General features: G+C 49.0%; 26 protein-coding genes. 5 read left to right on the forward strand and 21 right to left on the reverse strand.

Translation table 11 applies throughout. The features are described from left to right. Window positions 1–690 precede the first annotated feature (690 nt). Entirely contained in the window at window positions 691–972 is a 282-nt protein-coding gene (locus AC6ESP_RS08735) for a CD3324 family protein (protein ID WP_497096328.1), read from the forward strand. 70 nt (window positions 973–1,042) lie between these two features. Here AC6ESP_RS08735 and AC6ESP_RS08740 read toward each other — a convergent pair whose 3' ends face one another. The 6 genes from AC6ESP_RS08740 to AC6ESP_RS08765 all read right to left on the reverse strand — a co-directional run bounded on the left by AC6ESP_RS08740 (window position 1,043) and on the right by AC6ESP_RS08765 (window position 6,487). Beyond that, entirely contained in the window at window positions 1,043–1,669 is a 627-nt protein-coding gene (locus AC6ESP_RS08740) for an FMN-dependent NADH-azoreductase (protein ID WP_497096329.1), read from the reverse strand. A 179-nt stretch (window positions 1,670–1,848) separates the two neighbouring features. After that, a complete protein-coding gene (locus AC6ESP_RS08745; protein WP_497096330.1) occupies window positions 1,849–2,277 on the reverse strand; it encodes an RrF2 family transcriptional regulator in 429 nt (142 codons plus the stop codon). 152 nt (window positions 2,278–2,429) lie between these two features. Then, window positions 2,430–4,151 (reverse strand): glycoside hydrolase family 2 protein, encoded by a 1,722-nt coding sequence (locus tag AC6ESP_RS08750; protein WP_497096331.1) that lies wholly within the window; start codon window positions 4,149–4,151, stop codon window positions 2,430–2,432. A 213-nt stretch (window positions 4,152–4,364) separates the two neighbouring features. Beyond that, window positions 4,365–5,195, reverse strand: coding sequence for an MBL fold metallo-hydrolase (locus tag AC6ESP_RS08755; RefSeq protein ID WP_497096332.1), 831 nt, complete (start codon window positions 5,193–5,195; stop codon window positions 4,365–4,367). Between the two features lie 33 nt (window positions 5,196–5,228). Next, window positions 5,229–5,813: a GNAT family N-acetyltransferase gene (locus tag AC6ESP_RS08760; RefSeq protein WP_497096333.1), complete on the reverse strand. Its 585-nt coding sequence runs from the start codon at window positions 5,811–5,813 to the stop codon at window positions 5,229–5,231. 83 nt (window positions 5,814–5,896) lie between these two features. Continuing rightward, window positions 5,897–6,487, reverse strand: coding sequence for a GNAT family N-acetyltransferase (locus AC6ESP_RS08765; protein ID WP_497096334.1), 591 nt, complete (start codon window positions 6,485–6,487; stop codon window positions 5,897–5,899). Window positions 6,488–6,686: 199 nt separating this feature from the next. Between AC6ESP_RS08765 and AC6ESP_RS08770 the strand changes: the two genes are divergently transcribed. Continuing rightward, window positions 6,687–7,148 (forward strand): MarR family winged helix-turn-helix transcriptional regulator, encoded by a 462-nt coding sequence (locus AC6ESP_RS08770; RefSeq protein WP_497096335.1) that lies wholly within the window; start codon window positions 6,687–6,689, stop codon window positions 7,146–7,148. A 299-nt stretch (window positions 7,149–7,447) separates the two neighbouring features. Beyond that, window positions 7,448–7,906, forward strand: coding sequence for a CBS domain-containing protein (locus AC6ESP_RS08775; protein WP_497096336.1), 459 nt, complete (start codon window positions 7,448–7,450; stop codon window positions 7,904–7,906). Window positions 7,907–8,020: 114 nt separating this feature from the next. On the opposite strand, the gene AC6ESP_RS08780 is transcribed toward AC6ESP_RS08775, so the two are convergent. After that, entirely contained in the window at window positions 8,021–9,391 is a 1,371-nt protein-coding gene (locus AC6ESP_RS08780) for a (Fe-S)-binding protein (protein ID WP_497096337.1), read from the reverse strand. Then, window positions 9,384–10,799, reverse strand: a complete 1,416-nt coding sequence (locus AC6ESP_RS08785; protein ID WP_497096338.1) for an FAD-linked oxidase C-terminal domain-containing protein — start codon at window positions 10,797–10,799, stop codon at window positions 9,384–9,386. The genes AC6ESP_RS08780 and AC6ESP_RS08785 overlap by 8 nt, the downstream gene beginning before the upstream one ends. Before the next feature lie 126 nt (window positions 10,800–10,925). Here AC6ESP_RS08785 and AC6ESP_RS08790 point away from each other — a divergent pair, with 126 nt between their 5' ends. Then, window positions 10,926–11,648, forward strand: coding sequence for a FadR/GntR family transcriptional regulator (locus AC6ESP_RS08790; protein ID WP_497096339.1), 723 nt, complete (start codon window positions 10,926–10,928; stop codon window positions 11,646–11,648). An 82-nt stretch (window positions 11,649–11,730) separates the two neighbouring features. Continuing rightward, window positions 11,731–11,895, forward strand: coding sequence for a YjcN family protein (locus AC6ESP_RS08795; RefSeq protein WP_497096340.1), 165 nt, complete (start codon window positions 11,731–11,733; stop codon window positions 11,893–11,895). A 73-nt stretch (window positions 11,896–11,968) separates the two neighbouring features. On the opposite strand, the gene AC6ESP_RS08800 is transcribed toward AC6ESP_RS08795, so the two are convergent. The 13 genes from AC6ESP_RS08800 to AC6ESP_RS08860 all read right to left on the reverse strand — a co-directional run bounded on the left by AC6ESP_RS08800 (window position 11,969) and on the right by AC6ESP_RS08860 (window position 23,082). Then, window positions 11,969–12,172, reverse strand: a complete 204-nt coding sequence (locus AC6ESP_RS08800; RefSeq protein WP_497096341.1) for a hypothetical protein — start codon at window positions 12,170–12,172, stop codon at window positions 11,969–11,971. 6 nt (window positions 12,173–12,178) lie between these two features. Then, on the reverse strand, window positions 12,179–13,507 hold the full coding sequence (locus tag AC6ESP_RS08805; protein ID WP_497096342.1) for an LLM class flavin-dependent oxidoreductase: 1,329 nt from the start codon (window positions 13,505–13,507) through the stop codon (window positions 12,179–12,181). 35 nt (window positions 13,508–13,542) lie between these two features. Beyond that, the gene (locus AC6ESP_RS08810) at window positions 13,543–14,073 is read right to left on the reverse strand and encodes a GNAT family N-acetyltransferase (RefSeq protein ID WP_497096343.1); all 531 of its coding nucleotides are present in this window, start codon (window positions 14,071–14,073) and stop codon (window positions 13,543–13,545) included. 133 nt (window positions 14,074–14,206) lie between these two features. After that, entirely contained in the window at window positions 14,207–14,680 is a 474-nt protein-coding gene (locus AC6ESP_RS08815; protein WP_497096344.1) for a DinB family protein, read from the reverse strand. A gap of 73 nt (window positions 14,681–14,753) precedes the next feature. Continuing rightward, window positions 14,754–15,896: an N-methyl-L-tryptophan oxidase gene (gene solA / locus AC6ESP_RS08820; RefSeq protein WP_497096345.1), complete on the reverse strand. Its 1,143-nt coding sequence runs from the start codon at window positions 15,894–15,896 to the stop codon at window positions 14,754–14,756. Continuing rightward, the gene (locus tag AC6ESP_RS08825) at window positions 15,893–17,113 is read right to left on the reverse strand and encodes an amidohydrolase (RefSeq protein WP_497096346.1); all 1,221 of its coding nucleotides are present in this window, start codon (window positions 17,111–17,113) and stop codon (window positions 15,893–15,895) included. The genes solA and AC6ESP_RS08825 overlap by 4 nt, the downstream gene beginning before the upstream one ends. A 66-nt stretch (window positions 17,114–17,179) precedes the next feature. After that, a complete protein-coding gene (locus AC6ESP_RS08830; RefSeq protein ID WP_497096347.1) occupies window positions 17,180–18,196 on the reverse strand; it encodes an LLM class flavin-dependent oxidoreductase in 1,017 nt (338 codons plus the stop codon). Between the two features lie 35 nt (window positions 18,197–18,231). Continuing rightward, a complete protein-coding gene (locus AC6ESP_RS08835) occupies window positions 18,232–18,984 on the reverse strand; it encodes an amino acid ABC transporter ATP-binding protein (protein ID WP_497096348.1) in 753 nt (250 codons plus the stop codon). After that, complete coding sequence (locus AC6ESP_RS08840) at window positions 18,981–19,691, reverse strand: amino acid ABC transporter permease (RefSeq protein WP_497096349.1); 711 nt, start codon at window positions 19,689–19,691, stop codon at window positions 18,981–18,983. The genes AC6ESP_RS08835 and AC6ESP_RS08840 overlap by 4 nt, the downstream gene beginning before the upstream one ends. A gap of 5 nt (window positions 19,692–19,696) precedes the next feature. Further along, window positions 19,697–20,464, reverse strand: coding sequence for an amino acid ABC transporter permease (locus tag AC6ESP_RS08845; RefSeq protein WP_497096350.1), 768 nt, complete (start codon window positions 20,462–20,464; stop codon window positions 19,697–19,699). A gap of 45 nt (window positions 20,465–20,509) precedes the next feature. Next, a complete protein-coding gene (locus tag AC6ESP_RS08850) occupies window positions 20,510–21,364 on the reverse strand; it encodes a transporter substrate-binding domain-containing protein (protein ID WP_497096351.1) in 855 nt (284 codons plus the stop codon). 157 nt (window positions 21,365–21,521) lie between these two features. Further along, window positions 21,522–22,415 (reverse strand): LysR family transcriptional regulator, encoded by an 894-nt coding sequence (locus AC6ESP_RS08855; RefSeq protein WP_497096352.1) that lies wholly within the window; start codon window positions 22,413–22,415, stop codon window positions 21,522–21,524. 229 nt (window positions 22,416–22,644) lie between these two features. Continuing rightward, entirely contained in the window at window positions 22,645–23,082 is a 438-nt protein-coding gene (locus AC6ESP_RS08860; protein ID WP_497096353.1) for an RbsD/FucU family protein, read from the reverse strand. Window positions 23,083–23,088 lie beyond the last annotated feature (6 nt).

Below are 23,088 nucleotides of genomic sequence, written 5' to 3' on the forward strand. Positions count from 1 at the left end.
GCGAATTCACGGAACTTTAGGGTACGTATCGCCTGTTCAGTTTGAGTCCATGTATTACAAAAGGGGAAGCTAAATGATTGATGTTGTCCACTTTCTTGACAGAGGTCCATCTATGCAATCAAATTATTCTGATTCGGCTACATACTCGTAATACACACCGATCTACTGTATAAAATACAACCTACACCCTGATTTCCACCATTAATACCCAATCCTATTGTACGAAATACAGTCTACACTTGTGTTGTACATGTTCCACACCACAGCAGCGTTGCTAGTTCGTACTATACTGTAACAACACTAGAAATGGTAAGGTGCAGTTCTACTCTGATCTGTTCATCCTCTACCTTTACCTATACACACGATTAGCACCCTCTACTTCCACCTTCCCTCTCATTCTTACAACCGATAAAAAACGATTATAACTGTTTTCTGACTTGCGGCTGTTCTAACAAATATGGTGTAATAAGGGTGTCGGACCGACGAAATGACGGGAAAGGAGGCTGAACGAAATGATTCAGATCCATGAGGTGATATTCGCGTAAGCGAATATCCGTACAGGGGAGTCTTAGCGGACTCCCCTCCATTTTAGATGAATATCTGATAAATGAAAGGAGGAGGGTTAGCCATGTTCAACACGGAACAAGCCAGCGATGACTATGCACTACGATTGAATGAAGGAGGGCGTCGATGGGGAGTTACAAAAACGGGAGAGATGTGCTTCCCCCCATTCTGCTGAAGCAAATTCAGCAATATATTGATGGCGAGCTGCTATACATTCCGAAGCAAAGCGATCAGAAAGCCGGCTGGGGACAGCTTAGCGGCTCCAAGAAGAAGCTGGATAAGCGGAATGAGGAGATTTATACAGCTTATTGCGGTGGACGGTCCATCGAAGAGCTTGAGCGCATTTATTACCTGTCGGGAGACAGTGTCCGTAAAATAATCGGCAAGCAGACCCGTGTCGGTAGCTAGGATACGGGCATGTCAATATATAACACAGGAGCGGTCCCACTGGGACCGCTCTTGTATATGTTCCATGTAATTAGAAGCTTGCAGCCACTAGAGCAGCTTGCTTCAGACCATTGTCCACAATTTCTTGTGCTTTATCTTGGTATTGGTTATGTCCTTCGATAACAACAACCTCAGGATTAGTAATACCCCAGAAGCCGAACGTTTGCTTCACGAGCTTAAGCGCCATTTCGGCAGAAGCCATATACTCGTTGGAGTAATCGCTGCCGCGTGCAGATAGAAGAACGACTTGCTTGTCGCCAGCAAGACCTACTGGACCTTCAGCAGTGTATTTGAACGTTTTGCCTGCTTGTGACAGGTACGAAATGTAAGTGACCAGTTGAGCAGGAATCGTGAAGTTCCACAGTGGGAATGCAACTACGACTTTATCTGCAGCTAGGAATTGATCCAGGTATTGGTTAGCAATATCAGCAGCAGCTTGCTCTTCAGCAGTCAGCTCATACGAATTAGCTAGCTTGTACAGACCAGTAATCGTGTTGTTGTTGTAGTAAGGAAGATTAGCTGCGAACAGATCGAGCTCTGTGATGCTGTCTTGCGGGTTCGCTTGTTTGTAGGATTGCAAGAATGCATCATACAGTTTAACACTTACAGCTTGATCCGCTGGACGGTCATTTGCTTTGATGAATAGAACGTTTGCCATGAGTATTACCTCCGATAATATAATGTGTGAGTATTGGTTTATCTGTCTTCTACAAAGGCACAGTTACAACCAAATAAAAAGCAGCCAGCATTCTACCAACTGCAATTACCCTACGCACATTATAAACCTATCGACTCTATTTTTGCAAGTCACTTTATTCAATATAGTTAGTACCTTCCTTATATGAATGCAATCTCATCCATCATATCTTGAATGGTATATTGCTTAAGCAGCTCAATTGTGTGCTGCTCCGCCTTCAGCATAATTGCTCCTAATGTTTTGTCCAGCTGAGCGCCTACCTCACCACAAGCCACAAGCTGATCTGACTCTGAGCATTCGGATTTAACCGCCAGATAGACATCCGCCAAGCTAAGCTCATCTGCAGACCTCTTCAAACAATAGCCGCCATCTCTCCCTTCCCTTGCCTCAACAATACCAGCCTGAGACAATGAGGCTAGCACTTTACGCATAAAGGTCGCGTGAGTATTCACTTGTTCAGCTATCATGGAGCTGGTCAGTAATCTACCGCTTTGGGCAAGCCAGACAAGCGCATGAACGGCAATTCCGAAACGCGGTGGTCCTACCTGCAAGTTTCGATTCATATTCATGACGATTCGCCCCCTAACCTAAAGTGTAGCCTAGTTCGCATTTCCTGCGCAAGATTGTCCTAATGGAATTTCATACTCCTTAACCTCTCTACATCCCGAAACAGAGGAGAAATCCTGCTCCCCCTCTGTTGTTATGCTATCGATCAATAGAATTATTGATGATCTTTAAAATAACGCTGCACTACCGAATACGCCAGCTTGGGCCGTCTATATCGGTCGACAATTCCTTTGCTGTTCTGCGTTCCCGCCCTTGCCAGCAGCCAACCTGTGCCTTCCGTCACTCGACAATCGCAGAACTGCCAGATGAACATGCCGGACATGTACTCTCTGGTCGTATACGCCTTCAGATTGGCTTCAATAATATCAGCTTGACGCTCCTCTGTCCCTCTTACTCGGCTCGGGTCACGATGTCCATAGTGGCCATCACCGCCGAATTCACTCATGATCATCGGCTTGCCTGCTCCGCCCGCAGTATCCGCCCAGCCTCTCGCTTGATCACACAGCTCACCTGGATCTTCATCCCCATACCAGCCAGGATACAGATTACAGGACACGATATCCGCCAAATCAAAACAAATCTCCTTATCCCGATGATGGGAAGCAAAGGTTAATGGACGACTGCTGTCCAGCTCACGAATCTGCTCCAGCTGACGCTTGTAATGCTCGCGGCCTTCCTCCAGATCGCTCGCGCATTCATTGAGAATAGCCCAAATAATAATCGATGGATGATTATAATGCTGCTCTACCATCTCGCGATTGACCTGCTCACACTGCCAGATGAAATTCGGGTTGCGCATCTGCTCGATACTGAGGCCCCTTGCATGATTCTCTTCCCATACGAGAATGCCCTGCTCATCGCATAGATCAAGGAAGCGCTCATCATTCGGATAGTGGCTCGTTCGAACAGCATTAGAGCCCATATCTATCATAAGATCCAGATCATGCGCCATCAGCGCAATAGGGAATGCGGCACCAACCATCGGGTGATCCTCGTGGCGATTGAAGCCTTTTAGAATAACATTCTCCCCGTTCACCTGAATTTTGCCGTGCTCCGTTGTGACTGTCCGGAAGCCGACCCGCTCAATCAGATCATCTACTGGAGAAGCCCCATGCTCAGCATACAGCTGCGTCTGCAGCTCATACAGCACTGGATTAGAAGGAGACCATGACTGCGCCTGAGGAAACTCATAGACTCCGCCAACGACAGCCGACTCTCCTGGCGCTACAGCTATAGAACCGAATTCTATCGATTGTCCGGCTGCAGAGCCTATTACACTATAATGAAGATGAGCACCTTCAGTCGTCACAGCAGCATGTCGTCGAACCGTTACTCGAATATCCGCCTTCCAGCTACCCGCCTCGTAAGCGCTCTCTTGAATGGGGTTGAAAGCGATCCGTTCGATGAACACCTCTGATATTTCCTCCATCATGACCGGACGAATCAGTCCACCATAGGTATAATAATCATTCGCGACATGGAGCGAGGAGGCTTCGCTGAAGGAATTATCTACGAGTATGGCTAGTTCATGCGTGCCGGGCTCAACCTGCTCAACAATCGCTTCGAACGCTGTGTATGCGTTGTAATGCTTGGATATTTTCGTCCCATTGAAGAATATAGTCCCGGTATGGCTGATGCCTTTGAATATAAAACGCAATGAAGTCTGACTTGCTACAGTGATGAATCGTCGATACACAGCCTGTCCTCTATAGGTGAGGAAATCCGGATGCATCTCCCAACAGCCCGGCACTGGAAGTCGATGAGTATATTGCAGCGCTTTCAAATCTACGTCTCCATTAGGAACGGTAACGAAATCCCATATCCCGTCTAATTCTGTAACTGATCTGACTACATTCGTCTGAAACAATCTAGACATTGGATGAACTCCCCCTATATGGTTTGTACCAGTCTATTGTATTTGTGCTTCTATGTTGACTTTTGTGCAGCATTATCACTACGCGGGCCTCTCAGCACCCTTAATGTTGACTTATGTGCAACATTATCAACCCACGGCGTCTCTCAGCACCCATCATGCTGCACTTTATGCAGCATTCCACCTACAACGAGCCCCACTGTGCGATGTGATCGGCTAGCCCTGCTCCCCGGCGACATACTCACTTCTGATGATCCTCACATTCTCATCATGGCAGGCATCGGTGAATGCGGACCTGAAGCCATGCTCCTCACGCAGCTGCTCCACAGCCTGCTCATCACTCGCGATAACTGCGAGGCAGAGCCGCTCCAAATAATCGGAAGCCATATATAGGCGCCTCTCCATCTCTTTCGAATCCGTTGTAGCTTGTCCATGTCCAGGAACGAACACAGCAATCGCGCGTTCCGCGAATAGGTCGGATAGGCTGTCCAACGTCTCCCGATATGCGCGTGCACTATGATCGATGAATGGCTTTTCGAAATCTGACAAATAATCTCCCGCAATCATTATGCCGAGCGGCTCCACGATCGTTATTAATCCATCCGACGTATGCCCAGGTGCTAGATAGAAACTAAGCGTCGTGTCCCCCACCTGAAGCTGCTGCCCATTCTCATGAATGACCACATCCAGCTCCGGGAACAGTATTGGATAGCTTCTCTCAATGTAATGCTTCGTATCGAACTCCCTAATGGCCTGCAGCTGTGCTTCTTTGCCCGGATGCTCTTGAAGGCCAATGCTTCCAATCGTCTTCACATCAGGAAATGCCTGATAGCCAATAATATGGTCGAAATCTCCATGTGTGAAAAGAAGATACGTAGGCCGATCCGCTTTTACTCTTTCCACATACTGCTGAATCATCTTCACTTCATCTGCAAGCCAATTCGGGTCCACGATCAGCACCATGTCTGCCGTCTGAATGACCGACGAGGTCGTCTGATATAGTGCGCTTTGGAACACGGTAATGTGCTCATTCTCATACTGAATCATTAGCCCCCGGCCCCTCCCCTTCTTACTATACAACTAAAATTCCACACCGCGAACCTTAGCAAATATCATCGTATCGCTTAATGCTCCATAGACGTCAACCGATTCATTCCGAAGAACGCCCTCAAGCGTAAAGCCCAGTCGCTCAGCTACTTTTGCACTTCGTACATTGCGGCTATCACACCGGATTTCAATCCGATTCGCTGCAAGCTCTGTGACGGCAAAAGCGACAATCGCTTCAACAGCTTCCGTTATATACCCTTGGCCGCTGCAAGAGGTCCTTACCCAATAGCCGATCTCGAATTTTCGTGCTCCCCAATCAATCCTATGCAGACCGCTGGCGCCTACATATTGCTTGGTTTCCTTGTTCATAAGATGCAGCCTTAAATCGGTTCGTTCCAGAAACTTCAGTCTGGCCTGTCGAATATTCAACTCCGAATCAGCAATGGTAGGAATCGTCTGTGCCCATGGCATCCATGGACGCAGCTCCTCTATACTTTCTGCTATAGCCTCATTAACAGCCGCGCCTTCATTCCACTCAGGAGCTATTATGAGCAAGCGTTTACTCTCCAAGCTCTCAGGAAAAGTGAACAGCATCGGGTCAGTATCCTTCGTAATCATTCAGACACCTCCTGCAACAGCGATTTCCATTAAGCGTAACAGCTTTGGAATGCTTCTTCAATAGCATTAGTAGCACAGGCTCATTATCCAAATTCACGGAACACCGTGCTCCTCAGCTCCGGCCATTCCGTCTTAATAATGCTGTAATAGAAGTCATCTCTGCATTCCCCGCTTGCGTTCTCATAATTGCATCTGAAGGTCCCCTCGAACCTTGCCCCCAGCTTAAGAACCGCCTTTTGCGACCTTATATTGTCGGAGTCTACACTGAACTGAACACGATTAAACAGCATTTGCTCAAAAGCATAGCGAAGCAGCTCATATTTGACAGCCTTGTAGATGTGCGTTCCCCTATACGCTTCTCCATACCATGTCCAGCCTATCTCTAATCTTTTGCTATGAAACACCAGATTCCCGAAGCTTGTTGAGCCTGCAACCTGACCGGATATCTGATCAATCACAATAAAAGGATAAGAGCACTTCGCATCGCGGCCCGAAAACGTCTTATCGATATACAGGTCCAGATCGCTCTCACTCCTCCGATGGCTGCCGGTAAACTTGGTCACCTCTTCATCGAATATAATCGACCGAAGCCCTTCTCTATAGGAGCTGCACAGCGGCACGAGCTTCACATAAGCGTTCTCTAGTACAATTTCTTTTCCATAAAAATTTTCCATCCTCATCACCCTCCATGCTCCTAAAATAAACCTTTAACTAAAGGGTTGGAATGGAGGAACTGTATGATCCTTTATCCTACTCGGTTCCAATGCTGCTGATTGCCCAAGCTGTCCAGCTTTGTTGACGAGTCAAGCATACCGACCTATAATGACGGTAGCTTAATTACCAGAATGATTATTCTATACGGAGGTCTTACCATTGACTGACGATAAATACAGCAGCGTTAATAAGATGATTGAGATGTTCCAGCGGTTCGGAAGAGCCGATTGGCGCAAGAAGACGATGTGGGGAGTCAAGGCCAGTGAAGTCCGCGTCATGCTATGTATAAAAGAAAACAATCTTCAGGATGCCAACGGGACCACCGTATCCTTCATTAGCAAAAAGCTTCAGATCACTTCTCCTACCGTGACCCAGATGGTCAACAGCTTGATTACGAATGACTTTGCAACACGCACCAACGACTCCAAGGATAGACGTATCGCCTACATCACCTTGACAGAGAAGGGCGAGCAATTCGCTCAGAAATTTGCTGACACTTACCACGCCTATTTTCAAGGATTAATTGATCATCTTGGACAGGAGCAGAGCGAGACTCTTATCCTGCTGCTGGATCAAGTATTCCAATACACAGAGCAGCAGAATAACAAAGCATTTGATTAAAAAAGGGATTTCAGTAAGTTCGATCATTCATCGAGCCTACGAAATCCCTTTTATTTCCGACTGGCAGCTTGTCCAATTTTTATATAGATAGGTTACCTAACTATACAGTATAATATCCTGTAGTAGATGACCAGAACAAGTCGCACTGCTGCTGAATATTTATATTCTATATGATCCATCATTTCCTGCATAATGACGTTGACGCGGTAGAAGCAGTATGATAGGTTACTCATCACATAAGAGATGAGCCTCACGAAACCGTTCACTTGAATTCTACTAAGTAAGAGGGAGGACCAGCCATGCAAGCGCATGAAATGATGATTAGACAAGTATACAAAGTGAAGGAAAAAGATACGGTTAGTGAGGTTATCGATCGATTCATTAAGCATCGGATCAGCGGTCTTCCTGTCGTTAATGATAGGAATGAGATCGTCGGTTATATTAGTGACGGGGATATTATGAGATATATCGGTAAGCATCCCAATCTCGTTATTCACAGTATTTATTTCACAGCTGTTCTAAGAGGCGATGTAGAGAATCTTGATGAGAAAACGACAAGCCTGCTCTGCTCCAATGTGATGGATATTGCCAAACGCAAGGTCGTTACCGTTCCTTGGAACGAAGAGGTCGAGAATATTGCGGCTATATTAGGAGAAAAGCATATTAAAAAGCTGCCGGTTGAACGTAGTGGCGTACTGGTTGGTATTATTAGCCGAGGCGACGTCATCCGCAATGTGTTCAAGGAACGCGACATTTAGCAAACGCTCCCAATTCTCCTATTGATTCATAGAATGAAGGCTACGGATTACTATAAACAAACCCTCTCTCCACTGGAACTCCATACGGTAGGGAGAGGGTTTCGTTCTTGATTGCTAGGAATGGGAGTTCTTCGTTAGCTGACCGTACAGGAAATCAACGAGATGGACAGCCTCCATCTGCTTGCCCATATTATGCTTAGCGATGCCAAGCTTCATCTGCAGCAGACAGCCTGGATTGCTCGTCAGCAAATAATGGGCCTCTGTCCGTTTGACATGCTCCATCTTATGATCAAGCAATTGACCAGCCATCTCTGGCTGTGTCAGATTGTAAATGCCTGCCGAGCCGCAGCACCGATCAGCCTCGAACAGCTCAATGAAGTCAGCATTAACGCCTGATGAGCGAATGAGCTTGCGCGGCGCTTCCGAGGAGCCCATCGCATTACGCAGATGGCAGGAATCCTGATAGGTTACCCTTACTCGATCCTGATCCTGATCCTCATGCTTATGTCCTCCGCATGCAGAACTACAGGAGGATGCGTCGAACAGCTGCGGCAATCTTCCTTGCTCTACCAGCAGCTTGCTGATATCTACAGAACGGGAGGCGAACCACTCTGCATCCTCTCTCCACTGTGGATCATCATGTAGAAGATGTCCATAATCGATCAGCATAGCGCCGCAGCCGCCGGCATTGGATACAATCCAATCCACGCCTGCTTCCTTGAAAGCTCGAATATTGCGCTTCGCCAGCTCCTTCGCGCTGCTTCTCTCACCGCTATGCGCATGCAGCGCTCCGCAGCAATTCTGCGTATCCGGAATGACTGTCTCGAAGCCCGCTTCTGTGAGCAGGCGAACCGTATTCCTATTCGTCTCCGTGAACAATACATCCATAATACAGCCACGGAACAATCCAACCTTCCCCAGCTTCTCTCCTACAGCCGCATGATGGCCGCCCATTTGCTCGACAACCCCTTGATAGGAGGCATCCGGCAAAATTCCCTCCATCTCTCTCATGGAAGAAGGCAGCAGACGCAGCACTCCGCTCCCTCTTGCTACTCTACGCAATCCTGATTTCTGGTAGAAAGCGATTGCCCCTCCCAGCAGGCGCATTCGATTCTGATGCGGGAATACGCCCTCGAAGGCTGTCTTCCTCGCCAGCTTCACCCACCAGCGATGGCTCTCCGTCGTTTGCTCCACCGCTTCACGTGCTTGCTCAATCAGTTGACCGTACTTCACATCGGCCGGACAAGCAGGCTCACAGGCACGACAGCCCAGACAATGATTCATTTGGTTCTCGAACGCCTCACCTGGCTCCATTAATCCGTCCACAGCCGCTTTCATCAGCGCAATTCTTCCGCGTGGCGATTCGGCTTCGACACCTGTTTCTCGATAGGTTGGACATGCTGGCAAGCAGAAGCCGCAGCGCATACAGTTCGTCAATTGATCGTAATCAAGCGTCAGCTTCAAGGCTTCAATCCGGTTAGCCATGATTCAGAACCACTCTCTTTCTTGCTGATTTGGCGAATATTTTACCCGGATTCAGGAGCTGATGCGGATCGAAGGCTTGCTTGACTCCCGTCATCACTTCAATACCCGCTTCCCCTACCTTCCATTCTAGGAATGGCGCCTTCACTAGACCTACGCCATGCTCGCCAGTAATTGTTCCTCCAAGAGCAATAGCCGCTTCGAATATTTCTGCAAAAGCTTCCTCCACCCGGTGAATCTCATCATGATCGCGTGCGTCTGTCGTTGCAGTCGGATGAAGATTGCCATCGCCTGCATGGCCGAACGTACAGATCGTAACTCGATGCTTCTCCGCAATACGATTAATCTCTAGCACCATCTCAGCAATTTTGGAACGGGGAACCGTAGCATCCTCCAGAATGGTCGTAGGCTTCAATCGCGCCAAAGCCGTGAATGCGCTCCTCCGCGCAGTCAGCAGCTTCAAGGCTTCCTCTGGTGTTGCAGCAATCTCTACCCGATCAGCATTCTCGCTGTGGCAGATCGATGCAATGACAGCAATATCACGCTCAACAGCTTCTGCATCGCCATCCTGTTCAATCAGCAATATAGCTGCCATATCAAGCGGCAGACCTAGCTTCGCATAGTCATCGACGACGCGAATCGTCGGGTTATCCATGAACTCGAGTGTTGCTGGAATAATACGATTCTCAATAATTTTGGACACGGTGCGGGCAGCGCCATAGATATCCTTGAACATCGCAAGCATCGTCTTCTTCGCAGCTGGAGGAGGAATCAGCTTCAAGGTGGCCTCCGTAATAATGGCAAGCGTTCCCTCAGAGCCAACGAGCAGCTTCGTTAGGTCATAGCCAGCTACATCCTTCATCAGCTTGCCGCCTGTACGAATGATGCTTCCGTTAGCAAGAACAGCCTCAAGCCCGATGACGTAATCCTTAGTCGTGCCATATTTCAAGCCGCGTAGTCCTCCCGAGCACTCCGCAATGTTACCGCCGATCGTCGATATCGCCATACTGCTCGGGTCTGGTGGATAGAATAGTCCCAATTGCTCCACATGGGTAATGAACTGCTTCGTAATGATCCCTGGCTGAACCGTTGCGGTCAGATTCTCTAGATCCACCTCAAGTATGCGGTTCATCCGGTGCATCACCATGACGACTCCCCCTTGAACAGGAACCGTTCCGCCGCATAGATTCGTGCCAGAGCCTCGGCTTACGAGCGGAATAAGATGCTCATGCAGCACCTTCATCACTGCTGATACCTGCGAAGTATCCTCTGGATATATAACTGCATCGGGCAATACCTGCAGCATTGGCGTCCCATCATAGGAATGCGTGATTAACGCCTCCGAATCATCCTTCAGCCATGATGGTCCCACGATAGCTCGAAGCTCCTGTTTCACTTGTTCTTGCAGCATACAGCTCTCCCCCTACAAAATAAGTCAGGTCATCTGATGACTTTGATTTAGCCTTATATTATCATAAGATACAAAAGAACAGGTAGACTAATTTCGCCACCATGCAAAAGTGAGGTATGATCCGATATGGCAGAACGGCCAATGAAGAGTAATGAATGGGTATCCGGTGAGCTGTTCCGGCACATCAAGGAAGGCAAATACAAGACAGGCGACAAGCTGCCCTCCGTCGTTGATCTGGCAGTAGAATACAGCGTAGGACGATCTACCATAAGAGAAGCACTTAGCGCGCTCAAAGCCAAGGGCTTACTCGATATTCGCCAAGGCGGAGGCACCTATGTGAAGGAAGCGGCTCCCCAGGAAGAGAATGAGATCCCCTTCTTCCGATCCGATTGGACAAGCCGGGCACAGACGCTGCGACAGGTGCTGGAGGTGCGCAAGGTGCTCGAGACCGGCTGCGCGACACTCGCAGCAAGAAATCATGCGCAGGATGATATTGCAGCATTACGTGGTATTATTGCGGAGATGGAGAATCATGTCCATGATGAGAGCTATAGCGAGCAGGCGGATGTTCGACTGCACAGCTTGATCGCACAAGCAACCCGCAATCCGGCTCTAGTCGAAATGATGAGCTCCCTATCTCAGCGGATGCATGACAGCATGAAGGATACGCGAGCGCTCTGGTTCTATGCGGAGGTTCGATCCGCCGAGAGGCTGCTGAAGGAGCACAGCCTCATCGTCGATGCAATCGAAGCGCGTGACGAAGCGCAGGCTTCTGCTCTGATGGAAGCTCATCTGACCAAAGTGGAACAGGTGCTGCGGGAGAAGAGTGGGCTTCAACCCAACGAGTAACTTTTCTAGACATAGGATCCTGCTGTATCTTAACAAGATAGGTGCGAGGTGCGAGCTTTTGAAGATAAACCATCGAACTACGATGATCGTAATCGTTTCGCTTCTAATTGTGCTGTGGGTTGTTAGCTTTTTGTTCCCACAGTTAACTATACGAACATATATGCTAGCTAGACTTCATCCTATCAGCGCAATCACATCAACTATTACAAATATGAATCGATATGATATACAGTATGGTCATCTGTGATATTGCTCTCCCCAGCATTTGATGAATAGGTAAAGGGGAGAAAGCAGCCCTCGAACAAGGCCGTTCTCTCCCCTTAAGACGCAACAATGTCAATTGACTGACCATTTTCATGAAGCTCTGCTGCCTTAGCAGCTGTCCGCTCTACATCGAACAGGACTTCGGGATGCTTGTGAACATCTCTGCGCAAGGAGACAAGCTCTTCTTCCGATGATTCGATGTCAGCCAACAAGCCAGCTATATCCAAAGCTCTTAACGCCTCGTTTCCTCTTGCAGTCATTAGCTGTTATGGATTAACCTTCACCTTCGAATAACGGTTCTCGGGAATCGGCAGCTCCAGATTGCCGCGAAGTGTATCACTCTCATACTCCGTACGATAGATTCCGCGTTCCTGCAAGATCGGAACAACATAATCAACGAACTCATCCAGCGCCTTCGGCGTAGAGGAATGAATGATGAAGCCATCTGCAGCGCCCTCCTCATGATACTGCTGAATCAGGTCCGCAATCTTCTCCGGCGTACCGATGAACGGACTGCGCGGCGTTGCTGAACGAAGTGCTACCTGGCGGAGCGTCAAGTTCTGCTCCTTCGCTACCCGCTTGATTTTGTCCGTACCGCTGCGGAAGCTGTTGCTGCCGAGATCGCCCAGATCAGGGAACGGCTCATCCAGCGGGAATTGCGAGAAGTCCAGATGCTCGAAGAAGCGTCCCAGATATTGAAGCGCCTTGTCAATTGTAACTAGACTTGCTATCTCCTCATATTTGCGCTCTGCTTCTTCCTCCGTATGCCCGATAATAGGACCGATTCCCGGCAGGATGGCGATCTCATCTGGCGATCTGCCATAGCCAGCCGCTCTACTCTTCACATCCTGGTAGAACTCCTTCGCCTCTTCAATCGTCTCATGTCCAGTGAATACAGCATCTGCACTCTTCGCTGCCAGGTTCTTCCCATCTTCTGAGGAGCCTGCTTGGAATACAACAGGATGCCCTTGCTTCGAACGGGCAATGTTAAGCGGTCCCTGAACGGAGAAATGCTCGCCTTGGTGATCCAAGCGATGCAGCTTCTCTGGATCGAAGAAGACCCCTGTTTCCTTATTCCGCACAAAAGCATCATCTTCCCATGAATCCCATAGTCCGCGAGCGACTTCCAAGTACTCCTCAGCAATTTTGTAACGCTCAGGATGTGTGGGATGATTTTCCTTACTATAGTTCTTGGCCGAACCCTCCAGCGGAGAAGTAACGACATTCCAGCCTGCACGCCCTCCGCTAATGTGATCAATAGAAGCGAATTGCCTAGCTACTGTGAACGGCTCACTATAGGAGGTTGAAAGTGTACCAACGAGACCGATGTTCGAGGTTACAGCTCCAAGCGCTGACAGAATCGTAATAGGCTCGAAGCGATTCAAGAAATGAGGAATCGATTGCTCCGTAATATATAAGCCATCTGCGATAAAGACGAGGTCGAACTTGCCCTCCTCCGCCTTGAGGGCCTGCTGCTTGTAAAAGTTGATATTGACACTAGCATCCGTGAGCGCATCAGGATGCCGCCAGCCTGACACACTGCCCCCAACTCCGTGAATAATTGCGCCGAACTTAATTTTTTTGCGTGATGCCATATGAATTCCTCCTCTATTTGGATTTGTATATAAAATTAGATCAAGGCTGTCTCTCTCAGCTGCAGCCGATAGCATTTCACCAAGGTCTCACCGTTGTACATTTCCTTGTCGAGTGCGCGATTGAACCCGAGTCTCTCATATAGCCGCACAGCCGATGCCATCAGATCGGAGGTGTGCAGATGAAGCGTATCTGCTCCAAGCGCCAATGATCTGCGCGCGCTTTCCTTGAGAAGCTCCGTCGCTATGCCCTTGCCCCGTGCCGCAGGCGACGTGGCGAGCAGCCGCACAATAGGGGAAGTTATGCCAAGCTCTGGCCTGCCGTAGGCGGTCTCTGAGGATAGGAACAGCTGTAAGCTGCCGACGATCTCACCGTCCAGCTCAGCAATGATCCGAGCGTAGGGGCCCTCTTTGTAGACGGAATCCTTGATGGATTGAGCATATTCGGTCCATCTCTCGGCAGGCATGAATGGCTCGTATTCCCCGTAGGAATCCAGCATCAGCTTCAGAATGGCCTCTTGATCCCGCTCCTCCGCATCACGAATATGAATGGCGCTTACCTGTCCCATACGAAGTTCACTTCCTTATACGGAATTAATAAATAAACCTAATAATACCCATGAATTTAGTATGAATTACATTATGACTCTACCGTACCATGAACATCCACACGATGTATAATTAACGTTTTCTATTGTTTAATCAAACTTTTGTATAACTTGCCTTGATACGTTCGATCTGACCGATATGTCTGTGCACATGGTTGATAAAAGCTTCTATAATAACAGGCAGCGTGACTGTCTCACCCTTGAAGTTAATCCCCGTCTTCTCAAGCGATTCCGGGGATAGCCTGCGCAGCAGCAAGCTGTTATAGGTAAGCAGCGCTTGGAATACCGCAAGAATCTCCTCTGGGGAGAATTCATTCGCCAAGGTCCCGCTCACCCACTGGTCCTGACTGAAAGCTGGGAGTATTGCAGACGAATCAGCCAGAATCTCTCTTATACGGAAGGAGACCACGAGGTTATGATCGGTCACATGTGATAGAACCTCTGTTACACTCCACTTATCTGGCGCTGCCTTCCAGTGCAATTGCTCGTTATCAAGCCCATCAAGCGCATCCTTCAGCTGCTGATATGTGTTCACATATGCTTGCAAATCAATAGACGACTGGCTCATAACCCGATTCCTCCATCTTATATCTTTATTAGTTAGTGCTTCCGCTTGTACTGCCGTTACTGGTGCTGCCTAACTATACCTGATCCTGAAATCGAGATAATCGGAATAAGCCAATATCAGATTTCGTCGCACCAGTCACTGCCAGATCAGCCAGCAGCTCTCCTACCGCGCTTACGAATTTGAAGCCATGCCCAGAGAAGCCTCCTGCTAACAGCACATTCGGATGCTCTGGATGAACATCGATAATAAAATCCTCATCCGGGGTATGCTCATATTTGCACACGACACCCTTCAGAAGCTTGCCCGCAGCACTTGGCATGAAGGTCTCAAGCGCACTGCGTATATCTGCTTCATCCTCGGGATAAGCGCCGAATGGCTGAAGCTCCTCTCCTGGCAGCCACGGTACTCCTGTATCATGCCGACCAATCTTAAGCCCCGCCCCGCCAATACTCGGGAAGCCGTAGTAGCCTGCCCCTGTAGCGGTGCCAATCGTGAACCCTGGGAAGCGGCCTGCATCGAACAATGGCTCAGCGGTTTGGAACCAGCCAACAACCTTTCGCACCGGCTTAATCGGCAGCGCCACGAAAGGCTCCAGTGTCTTGAACCATGCGCCTGCGCTTAAGATAACCTTCCCACCCCGAATGACTCCGCCCTTCGTATGAACAGCAGCTCCTTCGCCATCTGCTTCAATGCGCTCAACAGGTGTGTTGACGAGCAGCTCCGCTCCCGCTTCCAATGCCTGCTTGCGATAAGCAGCTACGCAGCGCTCGCTATTTAGATATCCCGCATTAGGCTCGTATAATGCTTGGTAATCCTCCGGCAGGACAATACCAGGCCATCGCTTCTGTGCTTCCCCTGCATCCAGCCGCTCGACATTAAGCTTAAATGCATCCGCATTATCCAGTTTGCTGCTCTGAGAGAATAGGCTTGCTGGAGCCATATTTACTACGCCCGCTTGCACCAGCAGCGATTCACCAGACAGCTCCTCCAGCTCATTCCATAGCTCATGAGCCCGCAATGCCAGCTCCGTATACACGGCTCCGCCATGATAAGCATGCCTGATCAGCCTCGGCTCACCATGATGGCTTCCCTGCACATGAGGCGGGTCGAATGCATCAATGAGCAGCGTTCTTACACCCCGTCTCGCAAGATGATAGCCTGCACTCATGCCCATCGAGCCTGAACCTACCACAATGACGTCATAAGCTAAGCTCATAGCTGCTCCTGTCCAATCCACGTAGAGGATTGAGCTTGAGACTGAGCCGACAGCTGCTCAAGCGCCTGCTCCGCCAGCTCTGCGAAGAAGCGGCTGCTCAGCGGCAAGGCCTGCTCATCCAGGTTGAATGCGGGATGATGCCATTCCCTCGTACCGGAGGTTCCCATGAAGACGAATACACCTGGAATCTTCTTCAGATAATAGGCAAAATCCTCGCCAGCTGGTGAAGGCTGTGCCGTCACAGGTGTTAGTCCAGCCTGCTTGGCGGCTGCTACTGCAAGCTCCGCCCAATGCTTATCGTTATGAACCGGCGGCGGCCCTTGAATCCAGCGCACAGCTGCCTTTGTACCGAAGGCAGCGGCAACTCCGTCAACGACCTGCTCTAGCCTCTGTAGTACATGCGTCCGTACCTGCTCATCGAAATTACGCACGGTCCCCTCCAGAATGGCCTTATCAGGGATTACATTCCATGTCGTGCCACTATGAATCTTAGTTACACTGACAACGGAGCTCTGGAGCGAGCTGACATTACGGCTGACAATAGACTGCAGTGCTGTAACGATATGTGCGGCAGTGACGACAGGATCAACGCCTGCTTCCGGTACAGCGGCATGTGTGCCAACACCGTCCACCTCAATAATGAACCCATCTGCTGCTGCCATAAGCGGACCATCTTTTATTCCTACTGTCCCGACAGGCAGCTCAGGCTTATTATGCATGCCGAATATCACTTGCACATCTTCTAAAGCGCCGCTCTCTAGTACCTGCAGCGCTCCGGCCGCTTTCTCCTCAGCAGGCTGGAAAATAAACCGAACCGTGCCTTTCAATTCGTGTTCCTTCTGCTTCAGTGCTAATGCTGCACCGATAACGGCAGCTGTATGAAAATCATGCCCGCAGGCGTGCATTTTGCCTGGGACCTTGGATGCATAGTCAAAGCCTGTCTCCTCCACAATAGGCAGAGCGTCAATATCAGCGCGTATGGCTACAATAGGTCCTTGGCTCGCTCCACCACTCGCAGCTCCTACCTCCGCAATTACACCGGTACGAAGCGAATAATCGACCACTAGAATGCCTGCTTCCTCCAGTATCCGCTTAATCGTTGCCGTCGTTTCGAACTCCTCATTAGACAATTCCGGATATTGATGGAAGTGACGCCGAATATCGATCAATTGCTGATTGAAATCCGGTGCTGATAAATTCACTGATTTGTCTGACATTTCTAGCCCTCCCTCGCCTAATGCTCAGTCCAATCTGACATGTTAAGTGCAGCTTATTGCCTATCACTAGCTCTGTACTGATGATTCTGAGAAGGCTTCCTTGAGCAGCTCATAAGATCGGGTACGCTGCTCTGGATCTTTAATTCCTGTTACAACGATGAACTCATTCACCCCATAAGCCTCCTGCGTTTCCAGCAGCTTGCGGCGGACGCTATCCATGGAGCCTTTGGTTACTTCCGCTTCTCTCTCCATAATCGTATATGGTTGGCCGGACTCCTTGCCGAATTGCTCAGCCTGCTCCACGCTGCCAAGGTTGAGCGTCTTGCCGTCTGCAAGAGTAACCCTGACGTTCTTCATCGCTACAGCCAGTGCAGCCGCTTCTTCATCGGTATCCGCAACAATAACAGATAGGGCGAGCAGCGCTTCTGGCTTCGTACCCTTGCTTTCATCGAAGCGCTCGCGGTAGAGGGAAAGTGCCTGCTCCGCCGTCTCGGGATCACTATTAATGAATTGGGCGAATACGTAAGGGAGCCCTAGCTCTGCAGCAAGCTCTGCGCTTGATACGCTCGTTCCCAGCAAATAAATAAAGGCAGGCTGCTCAGGAACAGGAGCAGCCTGCAGGCCAGCAAGCGGATGTTCCTCTCCTAATGTGTTGTGAACATATTGATCCAGCTCAACCAGCTTTTCGTTCAAGGATTGCGGCTCTGTGATACCCTTCTGCAGTGCCTGTGTTGAGCGGGGAAGTCCGCCTGGCGCTCTTCCGATACCCAGATCAATTCGTCCAGGAGCCAGTGTAGCCAGCAGATTGAAATTTTCCGCTACTTTGTAAGAACTGTAATGCTGAAGCATAATACCGCCTGATCCAAGACGGATGCTCTTGGTTCGAGCAGCCAGATAGGCAAGCAGCACCTCTGGTGAGGAGCCCGCTACAAACCCGGAATCATGATGCTCGGATACCCAGAATCGGTGATAGCCCAGCTCCTCCGCCTGCTGTGCAAGGCGAATCGTATGTCCTAGCGCATCAGCTGCTGTCTCTCCCGGAAACACTGGGCTTTGGTCCAAAATACTAAGTCTGATCGTCATCCCTATACCACTCCATTCGTATTCGAGTTATCTCATTAGATGTTATAGGTCCACTCTGGCGTAATCCGCTTCAGGAACTGCTTCGTTCTCTCTTCCTTAGGCGCCCCGAACAGCTCATTCGGCTTGCCCTCCTCTACAATGACTCCACCGTCCATGAACACAACATGATTCGACACCTCGCGTGCGAAGCTCATCTCATGAGTGACAACAATCATCGTGATTCCTTCTCTAGCAATCTTGCGAATAACGTCCAGCACTTCGCCGACCAGCTCGGGATCGAGTGCAGAGGTAGGCTCATCGAACAGGATCACTTCCGGATTAAGCGCAAGCGCTCTGGCAATACCGACGCGCTGCTGCTGTCCGCCCGACAGCTGGCTTGGGTAGGCATCGAGCTTGGCGCCAAGTCCCACCTTCTCCAGCATCGCCACGCTTCTTACTCTGGCTTCTTCCTTCGGCAGCTTCTGCACGACAACGAGACCCTCCATTACATTCTCAAGCGCAGTCTTATGCTTGAATAGATTGTAATGCTGAAACACCATCGCTGATTTCTGCCTGAGGCTGTGGATGTCTTTCTTACTCGGATGCTTGCAGTTGACGTTGTAATCGCCGATTGCAATGTGTCCGTCGCTCGGCCGCTCGAGATAATTAATGCAGCGCAGCAGGGTCGTTTTGCCCGATCCGCTCGGCCCAAGAATAACGACAACCTCACCCTTTTCCACCGTCAGATCGATATTTCGCAGTACATTATTTTTGCCGAACGATTTGGAAATGCCTGTCAGCCTTATCATGCTACGCCACCTCGATTGTAGTTGTTGATCCGTCTCTCCAGCAGTGCCGTCCCTCTCTCGATGAGAATCGTCATTCCCCAGAACAGAATAGCTGCTGCAATATAAGCCTCTAGGAACTTCCAGCTTGTAGCTGCAACGATCTGTGCTTGGGCGTTAATATCGACAACGGATACGGTAAAAGCTAGTGTGGAGCCATGCAGCATGCCGATCAAGCTGTTCGACAGATTCGGGAGGCTGACCGCGAACGCTTGCGGGAGCACAATTCTGCGAAGCGCCTGAGTAGTCGTCATTCCGATAGAATAAGCCGCCTCTACCTGCCCCCGATTCACAGCCAATATGCCAGAACGAACGACCTCAGACATATAGGCGCCAGCTGTCAGGGAGAATGAGATATAAGCAAACCCAATTAAAGGAATGGCTGTTGAGCGAAAGCCTAAGCCGAGCGCTTGCGCTAGACCATCAAGCAGTATCGGAAGTCCGAAATAGATGAGCAGCAGATGCATCAGCATCGGTGTACCACGAATGAATAGCACATAGCTTGCAGCGATCTGATTAAGCACCGGAATTTTATAAATGCGAATAATTGCAACCGCGGTTCCGATCAGGAACCCGACCAATACCGACACTACCGTAATGAGCAGGGTGTTCGGAAGGGCTTGGAACAAACTGAAGAATGCAGTAACGATAAATGAGGGATCAAGCTTCATAACGGTCAGGCCTCCTTCTCAATCCGCGGAATGAATGTTTTTCGCCGTAATCCTCGTCTTCCTAGCAGCTTTTCTTCTCCAGAGAGCTGTTTCTCATGCCGCAGCAAGCGACGTTCCGCTGTGAGGAACAACCTTTCGAGAATCGTACTGATAACGAAATAAATGAAGGAAAGCGCAATATAAGTCTCGATAAAATGCAGCGTTGACGCTCCTAGCGTCTGCGACTTGCCTGTCATCTCCATCGCTCCTAATGAGAATGCTAGCGAGGTATCTTTCAGATTGCCAATGACGAGATTGGCGAATATCGGAATTGAGATCGCAAGCGCCTGAGGCAGCACGATTCTTGTGAAAGCTTGGAAGCCGCTCATTCCAATGGAATAAGCAGCCTCGACTTGACCTCTGTCCACCGCATTGACCGCAGCGCGGATCGCCTCCGAGATGAACGCGGCACTGTTGAGTGAATAGGTGAGAATAACGAACACCAGCACATGCGCCTTTGATAAATCAATAGAAATGAGCTTGAGCAGCTCAGGCACGCCGTAATAGATCAGGAACAGCTGAATCAGGATTGGCGTACCGCGGAAGAAGGAGACGTACACCTGTGACACACGCTTCAACACCGGGATGTTGTACATCCGAGGCAGCGCCACTATGAAGCCGATAACCACCCCAAGCAAGATAGATGCAACGACGATAAACAGCGTAATGTGAAGGTAAGACAATAGCTTGGGTATAAAATCAATCACATTGCTGATATCAAATTGGTTTCCCATTCTATGCACCCCGCTCTGCACCCACTATAATGGATGGCTTCATTCTTATTTCGTTGTTGCTTCATCAAGCGTCTTCGTGAAATCCTGACCTAGCCACTCCACACTTAATTTCGCTAGCGTTCCGTTTTCCTTCAGGGATTTGATCGCACCGTCCAGCTTGTCAGCCAGCTCTTGGCTGTCTTTGCGAAGAACGAACAGGACATCCGATTGAATCAGCGGCTCACCTACTGTTTTGAGTGCAGGCTTACCATCAGCGCCAGGGTAGAAAGCAAGTGCGAAATCAGTTGACAGTGTTGCGTCTACACGTTTGTTCTGAATTAAGTTCACGATATCATTTGCGCCGCCGCTCGAGTACACGATGTTAATGGCGTCATTGTTGTTTTTGTTGTATTGCTGTAGGAAATAGCCTTGGTTGCTAGTCGCAGAGGTGTATACTTTCTTGCCTTTCAAATCCTCGATTGAATTGATCGTTGTATCATTCTTATCCACGGCTACCTTCGTCAAGAAGATGCTGTACGGCTCTTTATTGAATAGGAACTTCTCCTCACGCTCCGGATTTTTCTCCATTTGGTGTGCAACGAAGTCAATCTTGTTCGTCTCTAGGCTTAGAAGCAAGCTATCGAATTCAGATGTTTTGAATTCAAATTCATATTCTGGAAGGAGCTTATCAATTTCCTTCACGAGCTCTACATCGAAGCCTGTAAGATTGCCGTTCTCATCAATAAAGCATACGTTAGGAAATTGTGTTCCTGTGCCGACGATGATTTTTTTCACTGTTGCAGCACCTGTGTTACCAGTGGATGATGACTCATTGCTGCTGCCCGAATTGCTGTTTGCGCCGCATGCAGATACCAATAGCGTCAGTATAAGTAGTGCGGAAATCAACGATAATTTTTTCATTTCAATTCCCCCGAATAATATTATTTTTTAAACCAATAATTCCTACTGTTTTTGTAAGAATTATGCTGACATAAATTTATCACCCGGTGGGAATGTAGTCAATATGCCGGATAATAGAGTTTTTCTATAGAAAGATATAATAATCTGATACTAAGCTCTAGCGTTGTTTAGTGTTGAATGGAAGCTCTTTGGCGAGCTGCAGCAATGCATCGAAAAACAAGCTATTCTCACCATTCAGGGCAATCATGTTCGTCTGTAGGGAGATGCCGGCAACTTCGGGAAAATAAATCGGGTACAGCTTCCCGTCATTGACCTCCTCGAAGGCGCACAGGCTTGGAAGAAAGCATATGCCCGTCTTCTGAAGCACTAATTTCTTCGCCGTCTCCAAGTTATCCGTCAGAATCTCAACCGCTGGCGGCTCATCCAGCCCCTCGAACACACGATGAATCCGAATCCAATCCAGCGCCCCGCATTCAAAGAACACGAAGGGGTGATTTCCAATCTGCTCAATCGATACATGGTCATCCCCGATAAAAGGATGTCCTTCATAGACATGCAGGCAGATCGGGTCCTCATACAGCTTGACGGATTGAATATTCGGATGATTCGTATGCCGAACGAAGCCGACATCAATATCCTTATTCAGCACCTTGTTCACGATCTCATCGGTTGTGCCCGTCACAAGCTTGAAATGCAGCGTAGGGTACTTGGCTTTGAATGCTGTCAGCAGCTCGGGTATTACATAGTTGGCTACCGATACTGTACAGCCGATCCTCAGCTCATTAGGGAGCGCTTTATTCTGATGCAGCTGCATTTTTCCCTTTTGCAAAATCTGGAGCAGCTGCTGCGCGTAAGGAAGGAATCGTTTCCCCTCCTCAGTAAGCTGAATCTGCTTGCCAAGCCGATCGAACAGCTTGCAGTCGAGCTCTCGCTCGAGTGATTGGATTCTTGCCGTCACCGATGGCTGGGACAGGAACAATACTTCAGCCGCTTTATTAAAGCTGCCATAATGAATGACATAGACGAATGCCTCAATATTTTCTATATTCATAAATGATAGTATACCTCCCTTTTGTGAGCATAAGCACAACGACGTTCTCTATCCTTTTGTAGGCTATATGGTGTCTATTCTTACTTTTCCTATTATATAACTAGGAATTATAAATAAGTAGCACTAATCTTAATTCAGCTCCCTTAAGGTGTCAATAGTTGGATGGAAATTGTAATAAAAAAGAGACTGAGCATAGTTCCCTGCTCGCCTCTTGGCTTTATCGCTCTATCTATTGCTCATCCTTGATGACACCTTTTCGCAAGATGATATTCGCATACAGCGCACTCTCGCCTGTTGCGACAACCGCATATGCCTCCTTCGCACGCTCGTAGAAGGCGAACCGCTCAACCTCCTCGAAGGGCTCCTTAAGTCCTGTTCGACGCTCAACAACTTCACCATAGGCTGCCCAGATAGGCGTCTCTACACAATCTCCCGGCATCACCTGCATTAGTGATACTGGCTTCTCTACATAGGAGTCAAGCGGGAACAGCTTCAGAATAGCATCCAGCAGCTCAGGAATAGCATGGCCATCGCATCTGACCAAACGCTGCGCATGGCTGGCAGCAGGAAAGTTGCCGTCAGCAAGTACGATTTCATCGCTATGTCCCATCTCCATTAAGATTCTTAGCAGCTCAGGTGAAATAAGCTTGGATATTCCAATAAGCATTCTATC

The sequence above is a fragment of the Paenibacillus xinjiangensis genome, from assembly GCF_059686975.1.